This window comes from Stenotrophomonas sp. RIT309 (genome assembly GCF_000632045.1).
In the GTDB taxonomy this organism is placed as follows: Bacteria; Pseudomonadota; Gammaproteobacteria; order Xanthomonadales; family Xanthomonadaceae; genus Stenotrophomonas; species Stenotrophomonas indicatrix.
Genome location: NZ_JFYS01000012.1, coordinates 55,892 through 74,322, shown reverse-complemented (window position 1 = coordinate 74,322; position 18,431 = coordinate 55,892). Strand labels below are relative to the sequence as shown.

Annotated in this window: 16 protein-coding genes; 6 read left to right on the top strand and 10 right to left on the bottom strand. The window is 66.2% G+C overall.

Going from position 1 to position 18,431, the window contains the following annotated elements; genetic code table 11:
• Positions 1 to 2 precede the first annotated feature (2 nt).
• From BW38_RS12785 to BW38_RS12795, 3 genes are read left to right on the top strand one after another with little or no spacing between them, the layout of a single operon-like run.
• Entirely contained in the window at positions 3 to 1,127 is a 1,125-nt protein-coding gene (locus BW38_RS12785; protein WP_032975890.1) for a Gfo/Idh/MocA family oxidoreductase, read from the top strand.
• A gap of 19 nt (positions 1,128 to 1,146) precedes the next feature.
• Positions 1,147 to 2,013, top strand: a complete 867-nt coding sequence (locus BW38_RS12790) for a sugar phosphate isomerase/epimerase (protein ID WP_032976059.1) — start codon at positions 1,147 to 1,149, stop codon at positions 2,011 to 2,013.
• An 18-nt stretch (positions 2,014 to 2,031) separates the two neighbouring features.
• Positions 2,032 to 2,328 carry a cytochrome c gene (locus BW38_RS12795; protein ID WP_025873939.1) on the top strand — a complete coding sequence of 99 codons (297 nt, stop codon included), beginning with the start codon at positions 2,032 to 2,034 and terminating at the stop codon, positions 2,326 to 2,328.
• Positions 2,329 to 2,338: 10 nt separating this feature from the next.
• Here BW38_RS12795 and BW38_RS12800 read toward each other — a convergent pair whose 3' ends face one another.
• The 5 genes from BW38_RS12800 to BW38_RS12820 all read right to left on the bottom strand — a co-directional run bounded on the left by BW38_RS12800 (position 2,339) and on the right by BW38_RS12820 (position 7,059).
• Positions 2,339 to 3,112, bottom strand: a complete 774-nt coding sequence (locus BW38_RS12800) for a DUF1080 domain-containing protein (RefSeq protein WP_051584963.1) — start codon at positions 3,110 to 3,112, stop codon at positions 2,339 to 2,341.
• Entirely contained in the window at positions 3,097 to 3,672 is a 576-nt protein-coding gene (locus tag BW38_RS12805; RefSeq protein ID WP_032975889.1) for a gluconate 2-dehydrogenase subunit 3 family protein, read from the bottom strand. The genes BW38_RS12800 and BW38_RS12805 overlap by 16 nt, the downstream gene beginning before the upstream one ends.
• On the bottom strand, positions 3,672 to 5,357 hold the full coding sequence (locus BW38_RS12810) for a GMC family oxidoreductase (protein ID WP_032975888.1): 1,686 nt from the start codon (positions 5,355 to 5,357) through the stop codon (positions 3,672 to 3,674). Before BW38_RS12810 ends, BW38_RS12805 begins: the two co-directional genes overlap by 1 nt.
• 26 nt (positions 5,358 to 5,383) lie before the next feature.
• A complete protein-coding gene (locus BW38_RS12815; RefSeq protein WP_032975887.1) occupies positions 5,384 to 6,274 on the bottom strand; it encodes a TIM barrel protein in 891 nt (296 codons plus the stop codon).
• A 200-nt stretch (positions 6,275 to 6,474) separates the two neighbouring features.
• Positions 6,475 to 7,059, bottom strand: a complete 585-nt coding sequence (locus BW38_RS12820) for a single-stranded DNA-binding protein (RefSeq protein WP_032975885.1) — start codon at positions 7,057 to 7,059, stop codon at positions 6,475 to 6,477.
• A gap of 283 nt (positions 7,060 to 7,342) precedes the next feature.
• Between BW38_RS12820 and BW38_RS12825 the strand changes: the two genes are divergently transcribed.
• Positions 7,343 to 8,374 carry a LacI family DNA-binding transcriptional regulator gene (locus BW38_RS12825; protein ID WP_032975883.1) on the top strand — a complete coding sequence of 344 codons (1,032 nt, stop codon included), beginning with the start codon at positions 7,343 to 7,345 and terminating at the stop codon, positions 8,372 to 8,374.
• A gap of 94 nt (positions 8,375 to 8,468) precedes the next feature.
• On the opposite strand, the gene BW38_RS12830 is transcribed toward BW38_RS12825, so the two are convergent.
• The 3 genes from BW38_RS12830 to BW38_RS21200 form a co-directional block, all read right to left on the bottom strand.
• Positions 8,469 to 10,523, bottom strand: a complete 2,055-nt coding sequence (locus BW38_RS12830; RefSeq protein WP_032975882.1) for a PAS domain-containing sensor histidine kinase — start codon at positions 10,521 to 10,523, stop codon at positions 8,469 to 8,471.
• The gene (locus BW38_RS12835) at positions 10,513 to 12,009 is read right to left on the bottom strand and encodes an ATPase domain-containing protein (protein WP_032975881.1); all 1,497 of its coding nucleotides are present in this window, start codon (positions 12,007 to 12,009) and stop codon (positions 10,513 to 10,515) included. The genes BW38_RS12830 and BW38_RS12835 overlap by 11 nt, the downstream gene beginning before the upstream one ends.
• A gap of 81 nt (positions 12,010 to 12,090) precedes the next feature.
• Complete coding sequence (locus tag BW38_RS21200) at positions 12,091 to 12,804, bottom strand: hypothetical protein (RefSeq protein WP_051584961.1); 714 nt, start codon at positions 12,802 to 12,804, stop codon at positions 12,091 to 12,093.
• A gap of 154 nt (positions 12,805 to 12,958) precedes the next feature.
• On the opposite strand from BW38_RS21200, the gene BW38_RS12840 reads away from it, so the two are divergent.
• Together BW38_RS12840 and BW38_RS12845 are read left to right on the top strand one after the other, a co-directional pair.
• Positions 12,959 to 13,858: an ABC transporter ATP-binding protein gene (locus BW38_RS12840; protein ID WP_032975880.1), complete on the top strand. Its 900-nt coding sequence runs from the start codon at positions 12,959 to 12,961 to the stop codon at positions 13,856 to 13,858.
• A gap of 12 nt (positions 13,859 to 13,870) precedes the next feature.
• The gene (locus tag BW38_RS12845) at positions 13,871 to 17,449 is read left to right on the top strand and encodes a M1 family aminopeptidase (RefSeq protein ID WP_032975879.1); all 3,579 of its coding nucleotides are present in this window, start codon (positions 13,871 to 13,873) and stop codon (positions 17,447 to 17,449) included.
• 155 nt (positions 17,450 to 17,604) lie between these two features.
• Here BW38_RS12845 and BW38_RS12850 read toward each other — a convergent pair whose 3' ends face one another.
• Positions 17,605 to 17,910, bottom strand: coding sequence for a hypothetical protein (locus BW38_RS12850; protein WP_032975878.1), 306 nt, complete (start codon positions 17,908 to 17,910; stop codon positions 17,605 to 17,607).
• On the bottom strand, positions 17,907 to 18,371 hold the full coding sequence (locus tag BW38_RS12855) for a GNAT family N-acetyltransferase (protein WP_032975876.1): 465 nt from the start codon (positions 18,369 to 18,371) through the stop codon (positions 17,907 to 17,909). Before BW38_RS12855 ends, BW38_RS12850 begins: the two co-directional genes overlap by 4 nt.
• Positions 18,372 to 18,431: the final 60 nt, after the last annotated feature.

Below are 18,431 nucleotides of genomic sequence, written 5' to 3'. Positions count from 1 at the left end.
TGATGCCAAAGCCTGGAATCGCCATCGTAGGCACGGGAATGATCGGTGCCGTGCACCGTCGCGCGGCGCTGCTGGCGGGTGCCGACATCCGTGGCGTGGCCGCCTCTTCTCCGCAGCGCGCACGCGACGTGGCGCAGGCGTGGGGTGTCCCGCGTGCCTATCGGGACATCGAGGAGGTGGTCGCCGATCCACAGGTGCAGGTCGTGCACGTATGCACGCCCAACCACCTGCACCGTCCCATGGCACAGGCCGCACTGGAAGCCGGCAAGCACGTGGTCTGCGAGAAGCCGCTGGCCACCACGCTGGAGGACGCCCGCGCGCTGGCGGCGTTGGCTACCGCCAACGCGCTGGTCGCCACGGTGCCCTTCGTCTACCGCTACCACCCGGTGGTCCGCGAGGCGCGCGCACGCATCGCCCATGGCGAACTGGGGCCGCTGCACCTGATTCACGGCAGCTACCTGCAGGACTGGCTGCTGGACCCGGCCAGCAACAACTGGCGCGTGGACCCGGCGCTGGGCGGCGCGTCGCGCGTGTTCGCCGACATCGGCTCGCACTGGTGCGACCTGGTGGAATGGGTCAGCGGCGAGCGCTTCACCGAGGTCAGCGCGGCGTTCGACACGGTGATCGCCGAACGCAGCACCGACACCGGGCAGAGCTTCACCACAGCAGCGGCCGGTGGCGCGATGCAGGCGGTCACCAGCGAGGACGTGGCCGCGGCGATGTTCCGTACCGGCGCCGGGACGCTGGCATCGTTGACGGTCAGCCAGGTATCGGCCGGACGCCACAACCGTCTCTGGTTCGAGATTGATGGCGCCAGGGCCAGCGTGGCGTTCAACCAGGAAGATGCCGAGCGGCTGTGGATCGGCAAGCCCGACCAGCGCGAGGAAGTATTCGTGCGCGGGCCGGGCGCCGGCAGTGCCGAACAGCGCCGGCTGTCGCTGTTGCCGGCCGGGCACGCGCAGGGCTACGGCCACTGTTTCGAGGCATTCGTCGCCGACACCTACCGCGCCATCGAAGGCGAGCGACCGGATGGCCTGCCCACCTTCGAAGACGGCGTGCGCTCGGCGCTGATCGTCGACCGCGTCATCACCTCGGCCAGGACCCGTGCCTGGACCGCCATCGGTTGAACCCCGGGAGCATCTCATGATGAACACGCCTGCCCGCAGAACTGTCACCCTCGCCCTGCTGCTGTTCGCTGCCCTGCCCGTCCTGGCACACGAAGCCGTCAGCCCGCACAGGCCCATCGCCGTGCAGATGTACTCACTGCGCAACGCCGGCCCGCTCGACCAGCAGTTGAAGATCGTCCACGACGCCGGCGTGGATGCGGTGGAAACGGTGGGCACGCAGGGCGTCAGCGCGGCCGAACTCAAGCAGTTGCTGGACCGGTATTCGATCAGGGCGATTTCCTCCCACGTGCAACTGGCCGAGCTGCGCAAGGACCTGGACGGCGTGGTGGCCTTCAACCGGTCGATCGGCAACACCACCCTGGTGGTGCCTTACCTGGACGCGAAGGATCGGCCGACCGATGCCGCAGGCTGGACCGCGCTGGGCAAGGAACTGGGCGCGATCGCCAAGCAGGTACGGGCCAAGGGCATGCGCCTGGCCTACCACAACCATGACTTCGAACTGGTCGACTTCAATGGCCGGACCGGCCTGGAACTGCTGTTCGCAGCGGCCGGGCCGGACCTGCAGACCGAGCTGGACCTGGCCTGGGTCGCGCGTGCGGGCCTGGACCCGGCGGTGATGCTCGGCAAGTTCCGCGGCCGCCTGTTCGCGGTGCACGCCAAGGACAATGCAGCCAAGGGCCAGGCCGAAGACGAGGGCGGCTTCGCTGCCGTCGGCCAGGGTGTGCTGGACTGGCGCGCGATCCTGCCAGCCGCCGCAGCGGCCGGCGTGCACTGGTACATCCTCGAGCACGACCAGCCACGTGATCCGGCCAAGGTCATCCAGACCGGCGCGGACTACCTGCGTGAACACCTGTCCCCCCGCCTGCCAGCCAGCGCGCAGCGCTAGTACGCGAAGGAGTCCTGATTGAAAACGATGCTGAAAGTGGCTGTGATTCTCTGTGCGGCGATGCTGGCAACCACGGCATGGTCCAAGGACGACCCTGCAGCCGGCGCAAAGCTCTACACAGCGAACTGCACGGCCTGCCATGGTGCCGATCGCGCCGGCATGCCGGGCGCATTCCCCGCGCTCACCGACATCGGCAAGCGCCTGGATGCCGCGCAGATCAAGGACAAGATCAGGAAGGGCGGCGGACTGATGCCGCCGTTCTCCCAGCTGTCGCAACAGGAGATCGACGACATCACCAGTTATCTGGCGAAATAGGCCGCCAGCGTTACAGCTCGCGCACCCAGATGTTGCGGTAGCTGACTTTGGCGTCGTGCTCCTGCAGATGGATCGGCGCGCACGCATGCGGTGAATACGAGGGCGGGCCGATGTACTCGGTCCTGCCCGCCAGCACGGTGTCGTCCTGCACCAGCACGCCGTTGTGCAGCACGGTGATGCGCGCGGGCGAGATGAGCCCGCCGCCCGGCGAGAAGCGCGGCGCCTTCCAGAGGATGTCGTAGGCCTGCCACTGCCCCGGTGCACGCGAGGCGTTCACCAGCGGCATGGCCTGCTTGTAGATGGAGCCGGCCTGACCGTTGGCATAGGTCGGGTTGTTGTAGCTGTCCAGCACCTGCAGCTCATAGAGTTCCTGCAGGAAGATGCCGCTGTTGCCCCGGTTCTGGCCGTCGAAACCCTTGGTCTCGACAGGTGTGCGCCACTCGACATGCAGCTGGATGTCGCAGAAGCGCTGCTTGGTGCGGATGCCCTTGCTGCCCGGCACGATGGTCATGGCGCCGTCGGCGACGGTCCAGGGCACACGCCCGCCCTGCTCCGACTCCCAGGCGGAGGCATCCTTGCCATCGAACAGCACGATGGCGTCGGACGGCGCCTTGCCCGGCGGCGTGGCCACGGTTGCAGGCGCGGGCGTCCACACCTCGGTCTTCGCCGGGTCGCGCGCAGGATCGGTGTTGGCCTGCGCGAACGCCGGTGCAGCGGCGAGCACGCCGGCGGCGATCAATAGCGGCGCGATCTTCATGGCGTGATCCATCAGCTGGTCCCCCATGCGGGCGTGCCGGGAACATAGGCCAGCTCGCCGTCGTAGCGGCCCGGCACGGCGACGTAACGCAGCACTTCGGTCGCGCCAACCTTGGAGGTAAAGAAACCGAAGATGGTGAGCTGCTTGAACATCGTGAAGTAATGCGGCATCGGTTCTCCTGCCTCGGCGGTGCCGGTTTCGGTCACCTCGACCGCGTGCTTCCTGGCCTCTGCATCCAGCGCGCGCAGCAGTTCAGTGCGGGCCTGCGGCGCAAGTGAAACGAAGCGGCCGCCGGCGCGTTTGTCGATATCGGCCAGGCCAGCACGGAATGTAGCCTGCTGCCGGGCGGTGTAGCAGTCGCTGACGAACGTCGCCATGAACGCACCGGCGCCTGCGTCTTTCGCCCCCGGCGTTTTCGTCCGCGGCAGGATGGTCTCGGCGATCTCGTCCAGCGTGCCGACATCCGCGTCCGAGAAGCGCGTCTTCGCCCCTGCGGCGGGAGCCTGTGCCTGACCGAGCGCGGGCAGGCCGATCATCGCCGCGCCGGTGGCGGCGACGATCATCTTCAGCAGTTCGCGGCGGTCCATCAGAGGTTCCCCGCTTTCAGTTCGCGCACGGCGTGGTCGGCAGCCCGCGCGGTCAGCGCCATGTAGGTCAGCGACGGGTTCACGCAGGCGCTGGAGGTCATGCAGGCACCGTCGGTCACATAGACGTTGGGCGCATCCCAGACCTGGTTGTGCTGGTTCAGCACGGACGTCCTGCGGTCACGGCCCATGCGCGCGGTCCCCATCTCATGGATGCCCTTGCCCGGGGCGTAGTCGTTGTCGTGCATCTCCACGTCCTTGACGCCGGCGGCCTCGAGCATCTCGGCGGCATCGGCGGCCATGTCCTTGCGCATGGCCAGTTCGTTGGCGCGCATGGATACATCCATCGCCAGCACCGGCAGACCCCACTTGTCCTTGCGGTCCCGGTCCAGGCGGATCGTGTTGTCGTGGTGCGGCAGCATTTCGCCGAAGCCGGTCATGCCGATGCGCCAGTCACCGGGCACGGTCAGCGCCTCCTTCAGGTCAGCGCCGATGTTCAGCTCGGCGATCTCGCGCGACCACCCCGTGCGGCTGGCACCGCCCTGGTAGCCGAAGCCGCGCAGGTAGCCGCGCTTGTCAGCGGCCACGTTGCGGAAGCGTGGAATGTAGAAGCCGCAGGGACGACGGCCGAAGTAGTACTTGTCCTCGAAGCCTTCGACCCGGCCGGAGGCACCCGCGCCGAAATGATGGTCCATCACGTTGTGTCCCAGCTCACCCGACGATGAGCCCAGCCCGCCGTCCCAGACATCGGTGGCCGAGTTCATCAGCAGCCAGGTCGAATTGAAGGAGGAGGCGTTGAGGAAGATGACCTTGGCCGTGTACTGGTAGGTCTGGCCGGTCTCTGCGTCGATGATCTCCACGCCCCGCGCTCGCTTGCGGTCCTTGTCGTAAAGCACTTCCTTGACGATGGAGAACGGCCGCAAGGTCAGGTTGCCGGTCTTCATCGCCGCTGGCAGTGTCGCCGCCTGGGTGGAGAAATAGGCACCGAAGGGACAGCCGAGGATGCACTTGTTGCGGTACTGGCAGTTGACGCGGCCCTGCTCAGGCATCGGCTTGGTGATGTTCGCCGTGCGCGAGTGGATCATGTGCCGGGTTCCGCCGAAGGCCTTCCTGATCCGCGCGGCCACGTCCTTTTCGACGATGTTCAACGGGATCGGCGGCAGGAACTCACCGTCCGGCAGCACGTCCAGCCCTTCGCGCGTACCGGCGATGCCGGCGAATTTCTCCACATGGTCGTACCAGGGTGCGATGTCGGCGTAGCGGATCGGCCAGTCGGTGGCGATGCCGTCCTTGAGGTTCGCCTCAAAATCCAGGTCGGAGAAGCGATAGCTCTGTCGCCCCCACATCAGCGAACGCCCGCCGACATGGTAGCCGCGGAACCAGTCGAACCGTTTGGTCTCGATGTACGGCGATTCCTGTTCGTCGGCCCACATGCCCTGCAGGTTCTCGGCCAGCGCGTAGTCGCGCATCAGCACCGGGAAGGCGGCCTTCATCGCCTGTGTAGGCCGGTTGCGATGCGGGAAATCCCACGGCTCCTTCATCGCGTTGACGTAGTCCTTGACGTGCTCGATGTTGCGTCCGCGTTCCAGCATCAGGACCTTGAGGCCCTTCTCGGTCAGTTCCTTCGCCGCCCAACCGCCACTGATTCCCGAGCCAACAACGATGGCGTCGTAATGATTGTCTGCCATGGATCTCTCACCTGGTGGATATCGTTTCAGACGTCGCAGAGGCGGATGGCCTCGCGCAGCGAACCGACGGGATCCGGTGCCGCAGGCATGAATTCCTGCGCCAGATACCCATCGAAACCGGTGTCGCGGATCGCGCGACAGATGGCGGGGTAATTGAGTTCCTGCTGGTCCCCGATCTCGTGCCGGCCCGGCACGCCCGCGGTGTGGTAATGCTTGAAACAGGCGTGATGCCTGCCGATGGTGGCGATGATGTCGCCCTCCATGATCTGCATGTGATAGATGTCGTACAGCAGGCCGAAGTTGTCCGAGCCGAGCCGCTGGCACAGCTCCACGCCCCAGGCGGAGTGGTCGCACAGGTAGTCGCGATGATCGACCCTGGAGTTCAGCAGCTCCATCACCAGCACCACGCCACGTTTCTCGGCATGCCCGAGGATGCGCTTGAGGCCGGCCTCGGCATTGGCCATGCCCTCCTGCGGGTCCATCCCGTTGCGGTTGCCGGAAAAGCAGATGAGGTTGCGGTAACCGGCATCGGCCACCAGGTCGATATGCCGCGTGTAGCGCTCCACCAGCTCATCGTGGAACTCACGGGCGGCAAAGCCCTTGGTAAGGCCCAGCTCGGCGCCGTTGCACATCGAGCTGTATACGCCATGGGCCTTCAGGGTGGGCCAGTCTTCCGGGCCGACCAGGTCGATCGCGGCAAAACCGATGTCCTTCACCGTCGCGCAGAGCTGGGCGACCGACAGTTGCGGGAAGGTCCAGCGGGCCACAGCGTGCTTCAGGTTGCCCTTGAGCGGCGCAGTGGCGGCAAACGCAGGCAGAACGCCCGCCGCCCCCAAGCCAAGGCTCGCAGCGGCCGCCATGCGCAGCGCATCGCGCCGCGTGAGGCCCGCGGCCGGTCTGATCGAATGGATGGACATCCACCTGCCGGCCTCCCAACCGGTATCAAACGCAACGATTCACGGCAATGCAATCGATTGCACCATAGGGGAGGAAATTGTCTGTTTGCAAGTCGCGGTGCACGAAAATCAATGCTGCGAGGCACAACTCCGCAGGAATCACAGAAAAAGAAAGCCCCGCATGAGCGGGGCTTTCTTTTCTGCTGCGAACGAGCGTTCGATCAGAACGGAATATCGTCGTCAGCGAAGTCATCCATCGGCGGCGCCGACTGCTGCGGCTGCTGCTGCGGACGCTGCTGGCCGTAGCCGCCGCCCTGGTTGCCGCCCTGGTTGTAACCACCGCCCTGGCCGCCACGCGGGTTGCCACCACCGCCGCCGCCGTATTCCTGGCGCGGGGCCTGCTGGCGCTGCGGGCGTTCGCCGCCAGCGAAGTTGCCACCGCCGCCGCCGCCGCCACCGCCGCCGCCTTCACCGCGGCCGCCCAGCATCTGCATTTCATCGGCGACGATGTCGGTGGAGTACTTCTCCACGCCGTCCTGGCCGGTGTACTTGTCGTAACGCAGGCTGCCTTCGACGTACACCGAGCTGCCCTTGCGCAGGTACTCGCCGGCGATCTCGCCGAGCTTGCCGAAGAACACCACGCGGTGCCATTCGGTACGTTCCTGCTGGTTGCCATCCTTGTCCTTGCGGACGCTGGTGGTAGCCAGGCTGATGCGGGTGATCGCCATGCCGCTCTGGGTGTACTTCACGTCCGGGTCGTTGCCGAGGTTGCCGACCAGGATGACTTTGTTGATGCCGCGCGCCATAGGTACCTTCGTCCGTTGTCCAGGGGCAGGCCGCCAGTGATAGCACGTCCCCGGGCGGGGGTGCAGAGCGCTGGGGTCGCCCCCGGGAAATTTGGGGGAATACGAGAACGGGTCATCTTACCATCCCCTCGGCCGACACCTGGGTCGGGAAAGCCCCCGGCCATGGCCGGAATCCGGCCTGCAGCCCCCGGGCAGGACACTGCGCGCACCCTGCCCCGGCGCGCGACGCCAGCCCATCAGCGCCCCATGGCATCATTCCCCGATCATTTCCCTGCCGGCCCCCATGACCATCAAAGGCAAAGCCACCTCCCTGGACATCGCCCACCTGGCCGGGGTCTCCCAGCCCACGGTGTCGCGGGCCCTGCGCGGCAGCCCGATGGTCAACGCCGAGACCCGCGAGCGCATCCTGCGCATCGCCCGCGAGCTGAACTACAAGGTCGACAAGAACGCCTCCAGCCTGCGCCTGCGCAATGCCGGCACGCTGGCCCTGCTGTTCTTCGAGGACCCGACCAACGACGACTCGCTGATCAACCCGTTCTTCCACTCGATGCTGGGGTCGATCACCCGCGCCTGCGCGCTGCATGGGCAGGACCTGCTGGTGTCCTTCCAGCAGCTGTCCACCGACTGGCAGGCCGATTACGAAGACAGCAACAAGGCCGATGGCATCATCCTGCTGGGCTATGGCGACTACCACCAGTCGCGCGACCGCCTGCAGCGGCTGGTGGAACAAGGCACCCACTTCGTGCGCTGGGGCGCGGCCCTGCCCGGCCAGCCGGGGGTGTCGATCGGCAGCGACAACTTCCAGGGCGGGCATGACATCACCGCCCACCTGCTGGAACAGGGCTGCCGCCGCATCGCCTTCCTCGGCCATGCCTCCAGCCATTACCCGGAATTCCAGGAGCGCTATCGCGGCCACGTGGAGGCGCTGCGTGCGCATGGCCTGACCGCCGACCCGGCGCTGCAGCACGATGCGATCACCACCGAGGCGTCCGGGCATGAGGCGTGCCTGTCACTGCTGGCCCAGGACCGTTCCATCGATGCGGTCTGCGCGGCCAGCGACCTGATCGCCATCGGCGCGGTGCGCGCGCTGCGCGAACAGGGCCTGCGGGTGCCGCAGGACGTGGCGGTGACCGGCTTCGATGACATCCCGCTGGCAGCCTCGGTGTCGCCGCCGCTGACCACCGTGCAGCAGGACACCAAGCAGGCCGGCCAGCTGCTGGTGGAGAAGCTGCTGGCGCTGATCGGCCGGCAGCCGGTGGAAGGCCAGAGCATTCCGGTGAAGCTGGTGGTGCGCGAGTCGTCGCTGCGCGCGTAGCCCTTCGGTGGCGCCAGGCCATGCCCGGCATGCATGCGTGGGACGCAAGGCCGACGACAGCCGGGCATGGCCCGGCTCTACAGGACCTGCATCGCTACGCGCCGCCCGGCATGGCCGTGCGTACCGCCATGCTGAATTCATCCAGCAGGAAGGGCTTGGCGATCATCGCCATGCCTTCGTCGAGGAAGGCCGCGCGCTCCTGTGCCTTTTCCGCATAGCCGGTCATGAACAGGATCGGCAGCGCCGGCCGCGTTTGCCGCGCGATCTCCGCCAGCTGTCGCCCGTTGAGCCCCGGCAGCCCGACATCGGTGACCAGCAGATCGATGCTCTGCGCCGAAGTGAGGATGGGAATCGCCGCATCGGCATCACCTACCACCTGCGCGTGGTAGCCCAGGTCTTCCAGCACCACCGTCACCAGCATCCGTACCTGCTCGTCATCCTCCACCACCAGGATGGACTGGCCGGCGCCGCGCCGGATCGGCTGCGAAGGTGCAGGCACGTCTTCCACAACGGCCTCCGACAACGGAATGAACAGCAGCACCGTCGTCCCTTCGCCGACATTGGACTGGATCGCGATGTGTCCACCGGACTGCTGCATGAAGCCGTACACCATCGACATGCCCAGCCCCGTTCCCTTGCCGATGGGCTTGGTGGTGAAGAAGGGCTCGAAGGCGCGCTCGACCACTTCCGGCGCCATGCCGGCACCGGTGTCGGCCACCTCCACCAGTGCGTAGTCACCGGCAGGCACGGCCGTGTACTGGCCTTCCCTTACGCTTACCGACGAGGCACGCAGAGTCAGATCGCCGCCGTCCGGCATCGCATCACGCGCGTTGATGGCCAGGTTCAGCAGCGCGCTCTCGAACTGGTTGGCATCCAGCGTGGCGTGCAGGGGCAGCGGCGAGGGTTCGGCGTGGATGCGCACCGCCTCGCCCAGGGTGCTGTGCAGCAGGTGCTGCACCGAAACCAGCAGCGTGTTGAGCTCCACCGGACGCGCATCCAGCGACTGCCGCCGGGAGAACGCCAGCAGGCGCTGGGTCAGTGCCGCGGCACGCTGGGCCGAGGCGGTGGCGGTGTCGAGAAAACGTTCGAGGTCGTCGACCCGGCCCATGTCCAGGCGCAGCCGGACGATGTCCAACGCGGACAGGATGCCGGTCAGCATGTTGTTGAAATCGTGGGCGATGCCGCCGGTCAACTGGCCGATCGCCTCCATCTTCTGTGACTGCCGCAATGCAGCGTCGCTGGCCTCGCGCGCCGCCATCTGCGCTTCCAGTTCACGGGTGCGCTCGGCCACCATCGCCTCCAGCGCGTGCGCGTGCTGTTGGCTGCTGGCAAGGGCCAGCTTGGCCGCGGTGATATCGGTGACGAATACGTGGAAGCCGTCGATGCGCCCCTCGCCATTGCGGCGCGGCGAGTAACGCACTTCGCAGTCCCGGCGCCCATACACGCGATGTGGCCAGACGATCTCGAACATGGCCTCGCGACCGGCCAACGCGGCTTCCATCGCCGGGCGACGCTGCTGCCATACGGTCTCGCCGATGACCTCGCGCACATGCGTGCCGATCACTTCGCCGGTAGCCAGTTCGAACCAGTTTTCATAGGCCTTGTTGGCGAAGCGGAAGCACAGCGAGCGGTCCACGAATGCGATCAGCACCGGCATTGCATCGGCGATCAATCGCAGCTCGGACTCGCTGCGCGCCAGCGCCGCACGGCCATCGGCCAAGGCGGTGACCTGGTCGCGCACCACGAACTGCTTGCCGCGCGCGCGCAGCGCGCCCTGCACAGCGCTGAGCAACGACATGCTGCCCAATGGCCGGTCCATCTCCACTACGTTGATCGAGCCGGGCAACAACGGTTCACGGGTGGAACGCCGGTAGGAACGCGCCGAGCGCAGCAGGATGAACGGAATGTCCGACCAGGCCGGCTGCTGCTGCAGCGCCTGCAGCAGTACCTCGCTGCCGCGTGCCACCGCTTCCTGGGTCACCACCACCAGCCCGGTGCAGTCATCGAGTTGCTCAGCCAGCACTTCCAGGCTTGGCGCGATGCCTGTCCTCAACCCTGCGCCGGCCAGCACCGCCGCGATGCTGTCGGCATCACGGCCGAAGGGAGCGACGATACGGACAACGGTGCCGCCCTCATCGCTATCGGACATCGGACTGGCCCAGCAGCGCTGCGCTGTCGCCGACGAACTCCGGCGTGCCGGTGAGGATGCCCTGGAAATCGGCCAATGCGGCACTGACCGTGATGCCGCGCCCGTCGATCTTCAGTTCGCGGATGGTGTCTTCATGCGCACCGCCGCGGTTCTTGATCACCGAGATCGCCTTGCGGATGCGTCCCTGGGCTTCGAAGAATCGGAACAGCACCACCGCATCAGCGATGTAGGACACATTGAGGCTGCCGGTGGACATGGTGCCGACCAGCCCATGCTGCGGGTTGATCATGAAGGTCGCCACACCCTTCTGGTTGAGGTAGGACAGCATCTCGTGCAGCTGCAGCATCAGCTGTTTTTCCTGCGGCATGGCGGTCACGTAGCCGTTGAGGCTGTCGATCACCAGCACACGGCAGTTGCGCTCCTCCACGGACTTGCGCAGGTTCCAGGAGAACTCCCCGGGCGACACTTCGGCCGGGTCGATCTGCAGGATCTCCAGCAGGCCGGAGCGCAGATGCTTGTCCAGATCGATATCCAGCGCCGAAGCGCGTGCCAGCAGCGTGCCCACGCGCTCGTCGAACTCGAAGATGCAGCTGCGCTCGCCGCGCTCGCAGGCCGCCCACACATACTGCAGCGCCACGTTGGTCTTGCCGCTGCCGGCCGGGCCGGTCAACAGGGTGGAGGTACCGCGCAGCGGACCGCCGCCCAGCAGCCGGTCGATCTCGGCCACGCCGCTGCTGATGGGCGTTCCGACGAACCGTCCGTGATGCTCCGAGGCGATCAGGCGGGGGAAGATCTGCACGCCGCCGCGACGGATCACCATGTCGTGGTAGCCGGCAACAAAATCGACGCCCCGCAGCTTCTGCACCTGCATGCGGCGCCGGGCAGGGCCGAAGTCCAGGGTCAGGCGTTCCAGCGAGACCACGCCGTGGCACAGGCTGTGCAGCTGGCCGTCGCGCTCATCGCCGGTGGACGTCAGGTCGTCCACCAGGAAAACCGTCGCACTCTTGGGCGCGAAGAACTGCTTGAGTGCGAGGATCTGCCGACGATAGCGCAGCGAATCCTGCGCCAGCAGGCGCAGTTCCGACAATGAATCGAACACCACCCGGGTCGGCCCGATGCTGTCCACCTTGGACATGATCAGGTTGACCGTCTCGTCCAGCTCCATTTCCCACGAATGCAGCACCGACTGCAGGCGGCCATTGCCCATTGCCCCTTCGGCCGAACCCAGCTCGAACAGGTGCAGACCGTCCAGCGACCAGCCGTGCGCCAACGCGACTTCGCGCAGCTCCTCGGCCGTCTCGGACAGGGTGATGTAGAGGCAGCGCTCGCCGCGCCGCAGGCCTTCCAGCAGGAACTGCAGGGACAGCGTGGTCTTGCCGGAGCCCGGCGGCCCCTCAAGCAGGTACAGCCGCGCCTGCGGCAACCCGCCGCCAATGATGCTGTCCAGTCCTTCAATTCCGGTTGTGATCCGCATGCGTGCCTGCATCGACGTCGACGTTTGAGGGGGAAAGCCTATCGGCGCCCCTGTCGACGCATTGTGTGATCCAGCGCACCGCTGTTAACGCATTCAGGAAGCTTTCACGGCGCCAGCTCTGCCCCGCCACCAAGTGCGCCCCCTGCGCCAGCTCCACGCCAGCATCACCACCGCATAGAGTGCCAGCAGCAGTTGCAGCGCTGGTTTGACGATAAACAGCAGCCACAACCAACCGTAGTCCGCGTCAGTCACTTTCATCTGAAGGCCCGGTTCCAGGCCCAGTGTCGCGGTTTCTCCGCGCAGGCCAGGCCCGACCTCCACAACGGTGATCTTCACGTGCAGGTTGCCAGCACCCAGCGTAAGCGGCGAGGCCAGTGGCGGCCACTGGAAATCGGTGGGCGATGCGCTGGGTTCGTCCGGCGTAAATTCGCGCGTCACCTCACCCGAGCCATGCGAACTGACCGGCATGGCCCGATAGATCGCGTGCCGACCGTCATGCTCGACTTTCAGCCTGATCGGCTCGCCGGGCGTGCGGAAGCGCAGGAAACCGGCGTGCTGACTGTTCTGCCAGTTGCCAAGCACGGGGTCCGGCTGATCGTAGTCCGGCGGGGGACGCTGGAACGTCAACGACAGCTGCGGCCGCCCCGGCAACAGCCGCTCGGTTTCCAGCGTCAGCTGCGTGCCCGGTTCCAGCAGCAGCGGTGCGGATGCGTAATGCGTGGCAGTACGGAAATCGGCCAGCGACAGCGCCAGACCGATACTGAGGGAGATCAACAGCAACCAGCTTGACCAGAATGCGATGCGCACCGGATGTCCTTTTCCGCGTCGGGGCGCGAACGAGTATATCCAGCCCACCCGTTGGGACGGCCATCGTCTGGGGGCACCATGACCAAAGGGGCATGACGCCGCCCCCGTTCAGCGCGATAAACAGCAGATCAACACACGGAAAGGTGTACGTCGCATGCTGAAGATCGATTCGCTGTCCAAGACGTACGCCAACGGCGTACACGCGTTGAACGGGGTCACCCTGGATATTCCCCGCGGCATGTTCGGCCTGCTCGGGCCCAACGGCGCGGGGAAATCCTCGCTGATGCGCACGCTGGCCACCCTGCAGGAGGCCGACAGCGGCAGTGCCACCCTGAGCATTCCGGGTGAGGCGCCGATCGACGTGCTGCGCGACAAGGACGCCGTGCGCCGCCGGCTGGGCTACCTGCCGCAGGATTTCGGGGTGTACCCGAAGGTCAGCGCACTGGACCTGCTGGAACACTTTGCCGTACTGAAGGGCTTGACCCAGCGCGGTCAGCGCCGCGAGGTGGTCGATGGCCTGCTGCAGCAGGTGAACCTGTGGGATGCACGCAAGCGCAAGCTGGGCACCTACTCCGGCGGCATGCGCCAGCGCTTCGGCATCGCCCAGGCGCTGTTGGGCGACCCGCGCCTGGTGATCGTCGACGAACCCACCGCCGGCCTTGATCCGGAAGAGCGCAACCGCTTCCTCAACCTGCTGGCTGCCATCGGCGAGAACGTGGCGGTGATCCTGTCCACCCACATCGTCGAGGACGTGACCGACCTGTGCCCCACCATGGCGATCATGAACAAGGGCCAGGTGCTGCTGACCGGTCGCCCCACCGATGCGATCGAGGCGTTGCAGCAGCAGGTCTGGCGCAAGCAGGTGGAGCCTTCCGAACTGGCCGACCATGAGGCGCGCTACACGGTGCTGTCCTCGCGCCTGGTCGGCGGCCGCCCGGTGATCCACGTGCACAGCGCCAGCGACCCCGGTGATGGCTTCACTGCAGTGGCCCCCGATCTCGAGGATGTGTACTTCCAGCGCCTGCGCCTGCAGGCGCGTGCCCGTGCAGCCTGAGCGGAGCACACCATGATCCTCACCTTCTTCCGCTTCGAGCTGCGCGAGCAGCTGCGTTCGCCGCTGCTGTGGCTGCTGGCGTTCCTGTTCGCCGCGCTGGCCTTCGCCGCCGCCTCCTCCGAAGCCGTACAGATCGGCGGCGGCGTCAACAACGTGCACAGCAATGCGCCGATCGTCATCGCGCGCTTCATGGGCATCTTCACCATGATGGGCATGCTGGTATCCACGCTGTTCGTCAGCAATGCACTGCTGCGCGACTTCGAGCTGGGCACCTCGGAGCTGATCTTCGCAAGCCCGATCAAGCGCCGCGACTACCTGGCCGGACGCATCCTGGCAGCGATCTGCGCCAGCCTGGTGGTCTACCTGATCATCGCGCTGGGCATCTTCCTGGGGCCGTTCATGCCCTGGGTGGACAAGGCCCGCGTCGGTCCGGTTTCGCTGGCCAGCTATGCCTGGACCTTCACCTGGATCGTGCTGCCCAACGTGTTGTTCACCACCGCCCTGCTGTCGCTGCTGGCGGCGCTGACGCGCTCGATCCTGTGGGTCTACATCGGCCTGGTCGGCTACTTCGTGCTGTATGGCGTGAGTGCCTCGCTGCTGAGCGATATCGACAACGTCTGGGTCGCCACGCTGACCGAGCCACTGGGCATGCGCGCGCTCGGCCGCACGGTCCGCTACTGGGCCGCCGAGCAGAGCAACACCCGCCTGCCCGAGGTGGCGGGCTACCTGCTGGCCAACCGTGCCCTGTGGCTGGGCGTGGCCGCCGTCTTGTTCACCGCCACCTTCGCTCTGTTCCGCACCGAGCGTACCGGCAGTGGACGCAGGCGTTGGGGCCGTCGCCAGGCCGTGGCCAGCGCCGATGCGCCGCGACCGGCGGCGATCACCGCGCCGCGCGTGCGCCCCCGCTTCAGCGCGGCAACCGGCTGGCACCAGTTCGTGCGCCAGGTGCGCTTTGACACCCTCGGCGTCCTGCGCGGGGTGCCGTTCATCGTGCTGCTGGTGCTGGGCCTGGCCAACTTCATCCCCGCCGCCCTGCACCAGAGCGCGGTCTATGGCACGCCGATCTGGCCGGTCACCACCGAAATGCTGTCGGCCCTGCAGGGCGCCTACAGCTGGCTGCTGGTGATCATCGTGCTGTTCTATTCCGGCGAACTGGTCTGGAAGGAGCGCGCGGTCCGCTTGAACGAAGTCAACGACGCCATGCCCGTACCCAACTGGGTACCGCTGCTGGCCCGGCTGACCACCCTGGTGGTGATCGTCGCCTGCTTCCAGGCCATCGGTGCGGTGGTGTCGATGGCCATGCAGCTGGTGCAGGGCTACACCCACCTGGAGCCGCTGCTGTACCTGAAGGTGCTGGCCCTCGCTTCGGTGTTCTATGTGCTGATGGGCGGCATGGCGCTGGTCCTGCAGGTCCTGACCAACAACAAGTTCTTCGGCTACGCGCTGTTGATCGTGGTGATGATCGCGCAGGTCGCGCTGGGCCTGCTGGACTACACACAGAACCTGTACAACTTCGGCAACTGGCCCAACGCCCCGTACTCGGACATGAACGGCTACGGCCACTTCCTGCCTGGGCAGCTGGTCTTCCAGGCCTATTGGGGCCTGCTGCTGGCCGCGCTGCTGTTCCTTGCCTCCGCGTTCTGGGTGCGCGGCGTCGGCGCCAGTGCGCGTGACCGGCTGAAGCTGGCGGCACGCCGCCTGCGCGGTCCTACCGGCGCGGGCTTTGCCGTATCCCTGCTCGGCTTTGTCGCGCTCGGCGGATGGTTGTACTGGAGCACCAACATCCGCAATGAATTCCTGTCTCCCGACCAGCAGCGCGACCTGCAGGTGCGCTACGAGCGCGAGCTGTCCAAGTACAGGAACCTGCCGCAACCGCGCATCATCGCCGTCGACAACCGAGTGGACCTGCATCCGGAAACCCAGTCGATGGTCATCGATGCCGACTGGACGGTGCGCAACACCCACGCTGCCCCGATCAGTGACATCCACATCGCGATGGGCGATGACCGCAATCTGGTCAAGGTCGACCTGGGCGGGCAGACCCTGGCCTTCCATGATGTCGACCTGGGTTACCGCATCTACCGCCTGGCCACGCCATTGCAACCCGGCGAGCAGCGGCAGGTGCATTTCCGCGTCGAACAACGCCCCAAGGGCATCACCGCCGGCCAGGCACCCAGCAACATCGTGGACAACGGCACGTTCTTCAACAGCACCCTGCTGCCGTCATTCGGCTACGACCCGCGCGGCGAGCTGGAGGACCGCAACGAACGGCGCAAGCGCGGGCTGGGTGAGCCGACCCGCATGCCGAAGCTGGAGGATGAAGCAGCACGTGCCAACACCTACATCTCCGACGACGCCGACTGGCTGGACTTCCGTACCACCATCTGCACCGCACCGGACCAGGTCGCGCTGGCCCCGGGCTACCTGCAGCACGAGACCACCGTGAACGGCCGCCGCTGCTTCAGCTATGCGATGGACCGGCCCATGCTCAACTTCTACGCCTATCTGTCGGCGCGCTGGCAGGTGAAGAAGGGCATGTACAAGGACATTCCGATCGAGGTGTACTTCGACCCGGCCCATGCCTACAACGTGGACCGCATGATCGAAGCGGTGCAGAAGTCGCTGGCCTACTACGAGGCGAACTTCACGCCCTACCAGCACCGCCAGGTGCGCATCATCGAGTTCCCGGGCTACCAGAGCTTTGCCCAGTCCTTCGCCAACACCATCCCCTACTCCGAGTCGATCGGCTTCATCGCCGACCTGCGTGACCCGGACAAGGTGGACTACGTGTTCTACGTCACCGCGCATGAGATCGCACATCAGTGGTGGGCGCACCAGGTGATCGGTGCCAACGTGCAGGGCGCCACGGTACTGTCCGAATCGCTGTCGCAGTACTCGGCGCTGATGGTGATGGAAAAGGAGTACGGCCGCGCGCACATGCGCCAGTTCCTGAAGACCGAACTGGACCGCTATCTGGCCGGCCGTGGCGGCGAGCGCATCGAGGAACTGCCGCTGGAACGGGTGGAGAACCAGCAGTACATCCACTATCGCAAGGGTTCGCTGGTGTTCTACCGCCTGCGTGAGGAAATCGGCGAACAGGCGCTGAACCGCGCCCTGCAGCGCTTCCTGCAGGACAAGGGCTACCAGCAGCCGCCGTACACCACCTCGCGGGAGCTGCTGGACTACCTGCGTGCGGAGACCCCGGCCGACCGCCAGCAGCTGCTGACCGATCTGTTCGAGAAGATCACGCTGTACGACAACCGCCTGGAGACCGCCAGCGCGCGCAAGCGTGCCGATGGCCGCTACGACGTCACCCTGAAGCTGCACGCCGCCAAGGTCCATGCCGATGGCCAGGGCAAGGAAACGCCGGCCACGCTGGACGACTGGGTCGAGATCGGCGTGTTCGCCAACGGTCCCTCGGGCAAGGAACGCGACCAGAAGGTGCTGTACCTGCAGCGCCATCACATCACCACGGCAGCGCCGACGATCACGGTGACGGTGGATGCCAAGCCGGACGAGGCCGGTTTCGATCCGTACAACAAGCTGATCGACCGGGTGAGCGAAGACAACCGGCGCAACGTGACGATGTGATGTGAGTGGCGGTGCCGGCCTTCGGGCCGGCACCGACCTCCTACGGCATCCACGCATGGCGTGGATCTACGGGGATGCATCCACGCATGGCGTGGATCTACGGGAATGCATCCATGCGCGGCGTGGATGCCGTACTGCCCGGTTGACGCCCTGGGCTACGCTGCGGGGCCCTGCGAACCGGCCTTCGGTCCCAGCACCGCCAGCAGCACGTAGATCACGATCGACGCCGCGGTGCCGAGTGCAGCCAGCAACATGAAGGCAAACTCCGAACGGCCCTGCAGCCCTGCCCAAACGCCCAGGTGCCAGGCAGCGCCAAGATTGATCAGCCAGGCGATGACGAACACCGGCCACTGCACGATGCCGACCGCGCTCAGCAATGGCGCGGCGATGAGGGCTGCGACGATGGCGCCGATCAGGAAGACCAGGGCAAGACGGGAATGCCGGGCCGAGGCGGTGCTCATGCGCTCAACCCGCGGACCATCACCAGCACCGGGAAGCCACGCGTGTCGGACTCGACAACGGGCTTCCACCCCAATCGCGCATACAGACCACCGTCCAGCGACTCGGTCTGCAGGTAGAGCTGCGATATGCCCATCGACCGGGCCTGCTTCACTGCGTGTTCGACAAGCGTGCTGGCCAACCCTCGCCCGCGTTGGCTGTCGGCCACATACACGCTTCCCAGCCAGTGCTCATACTCGGGAAAACCGGGCATCTCACCGCGCTTGAGCTGCACGGCACCGACCACCTGCCCATCGTCGATTGCCGCCAGCAGATGCGGGAATCCCTGCGCGTCCTTGGGCTTGCGCAGCCGCAGACGCTCATCTTCCAGAGTGAAGCCTGCATCCTTTCCCCACTGCGCGTGATACCACTGCGCCAGCTGTTCGCACTCCGGCGCCGCCGGCGCCAGCATCCTGAACTCCATGGGTAACCTCGCTGTCCTGATCGTCCTTCAGGCAAGCATGCTTCACGTCTGCAGCCACTG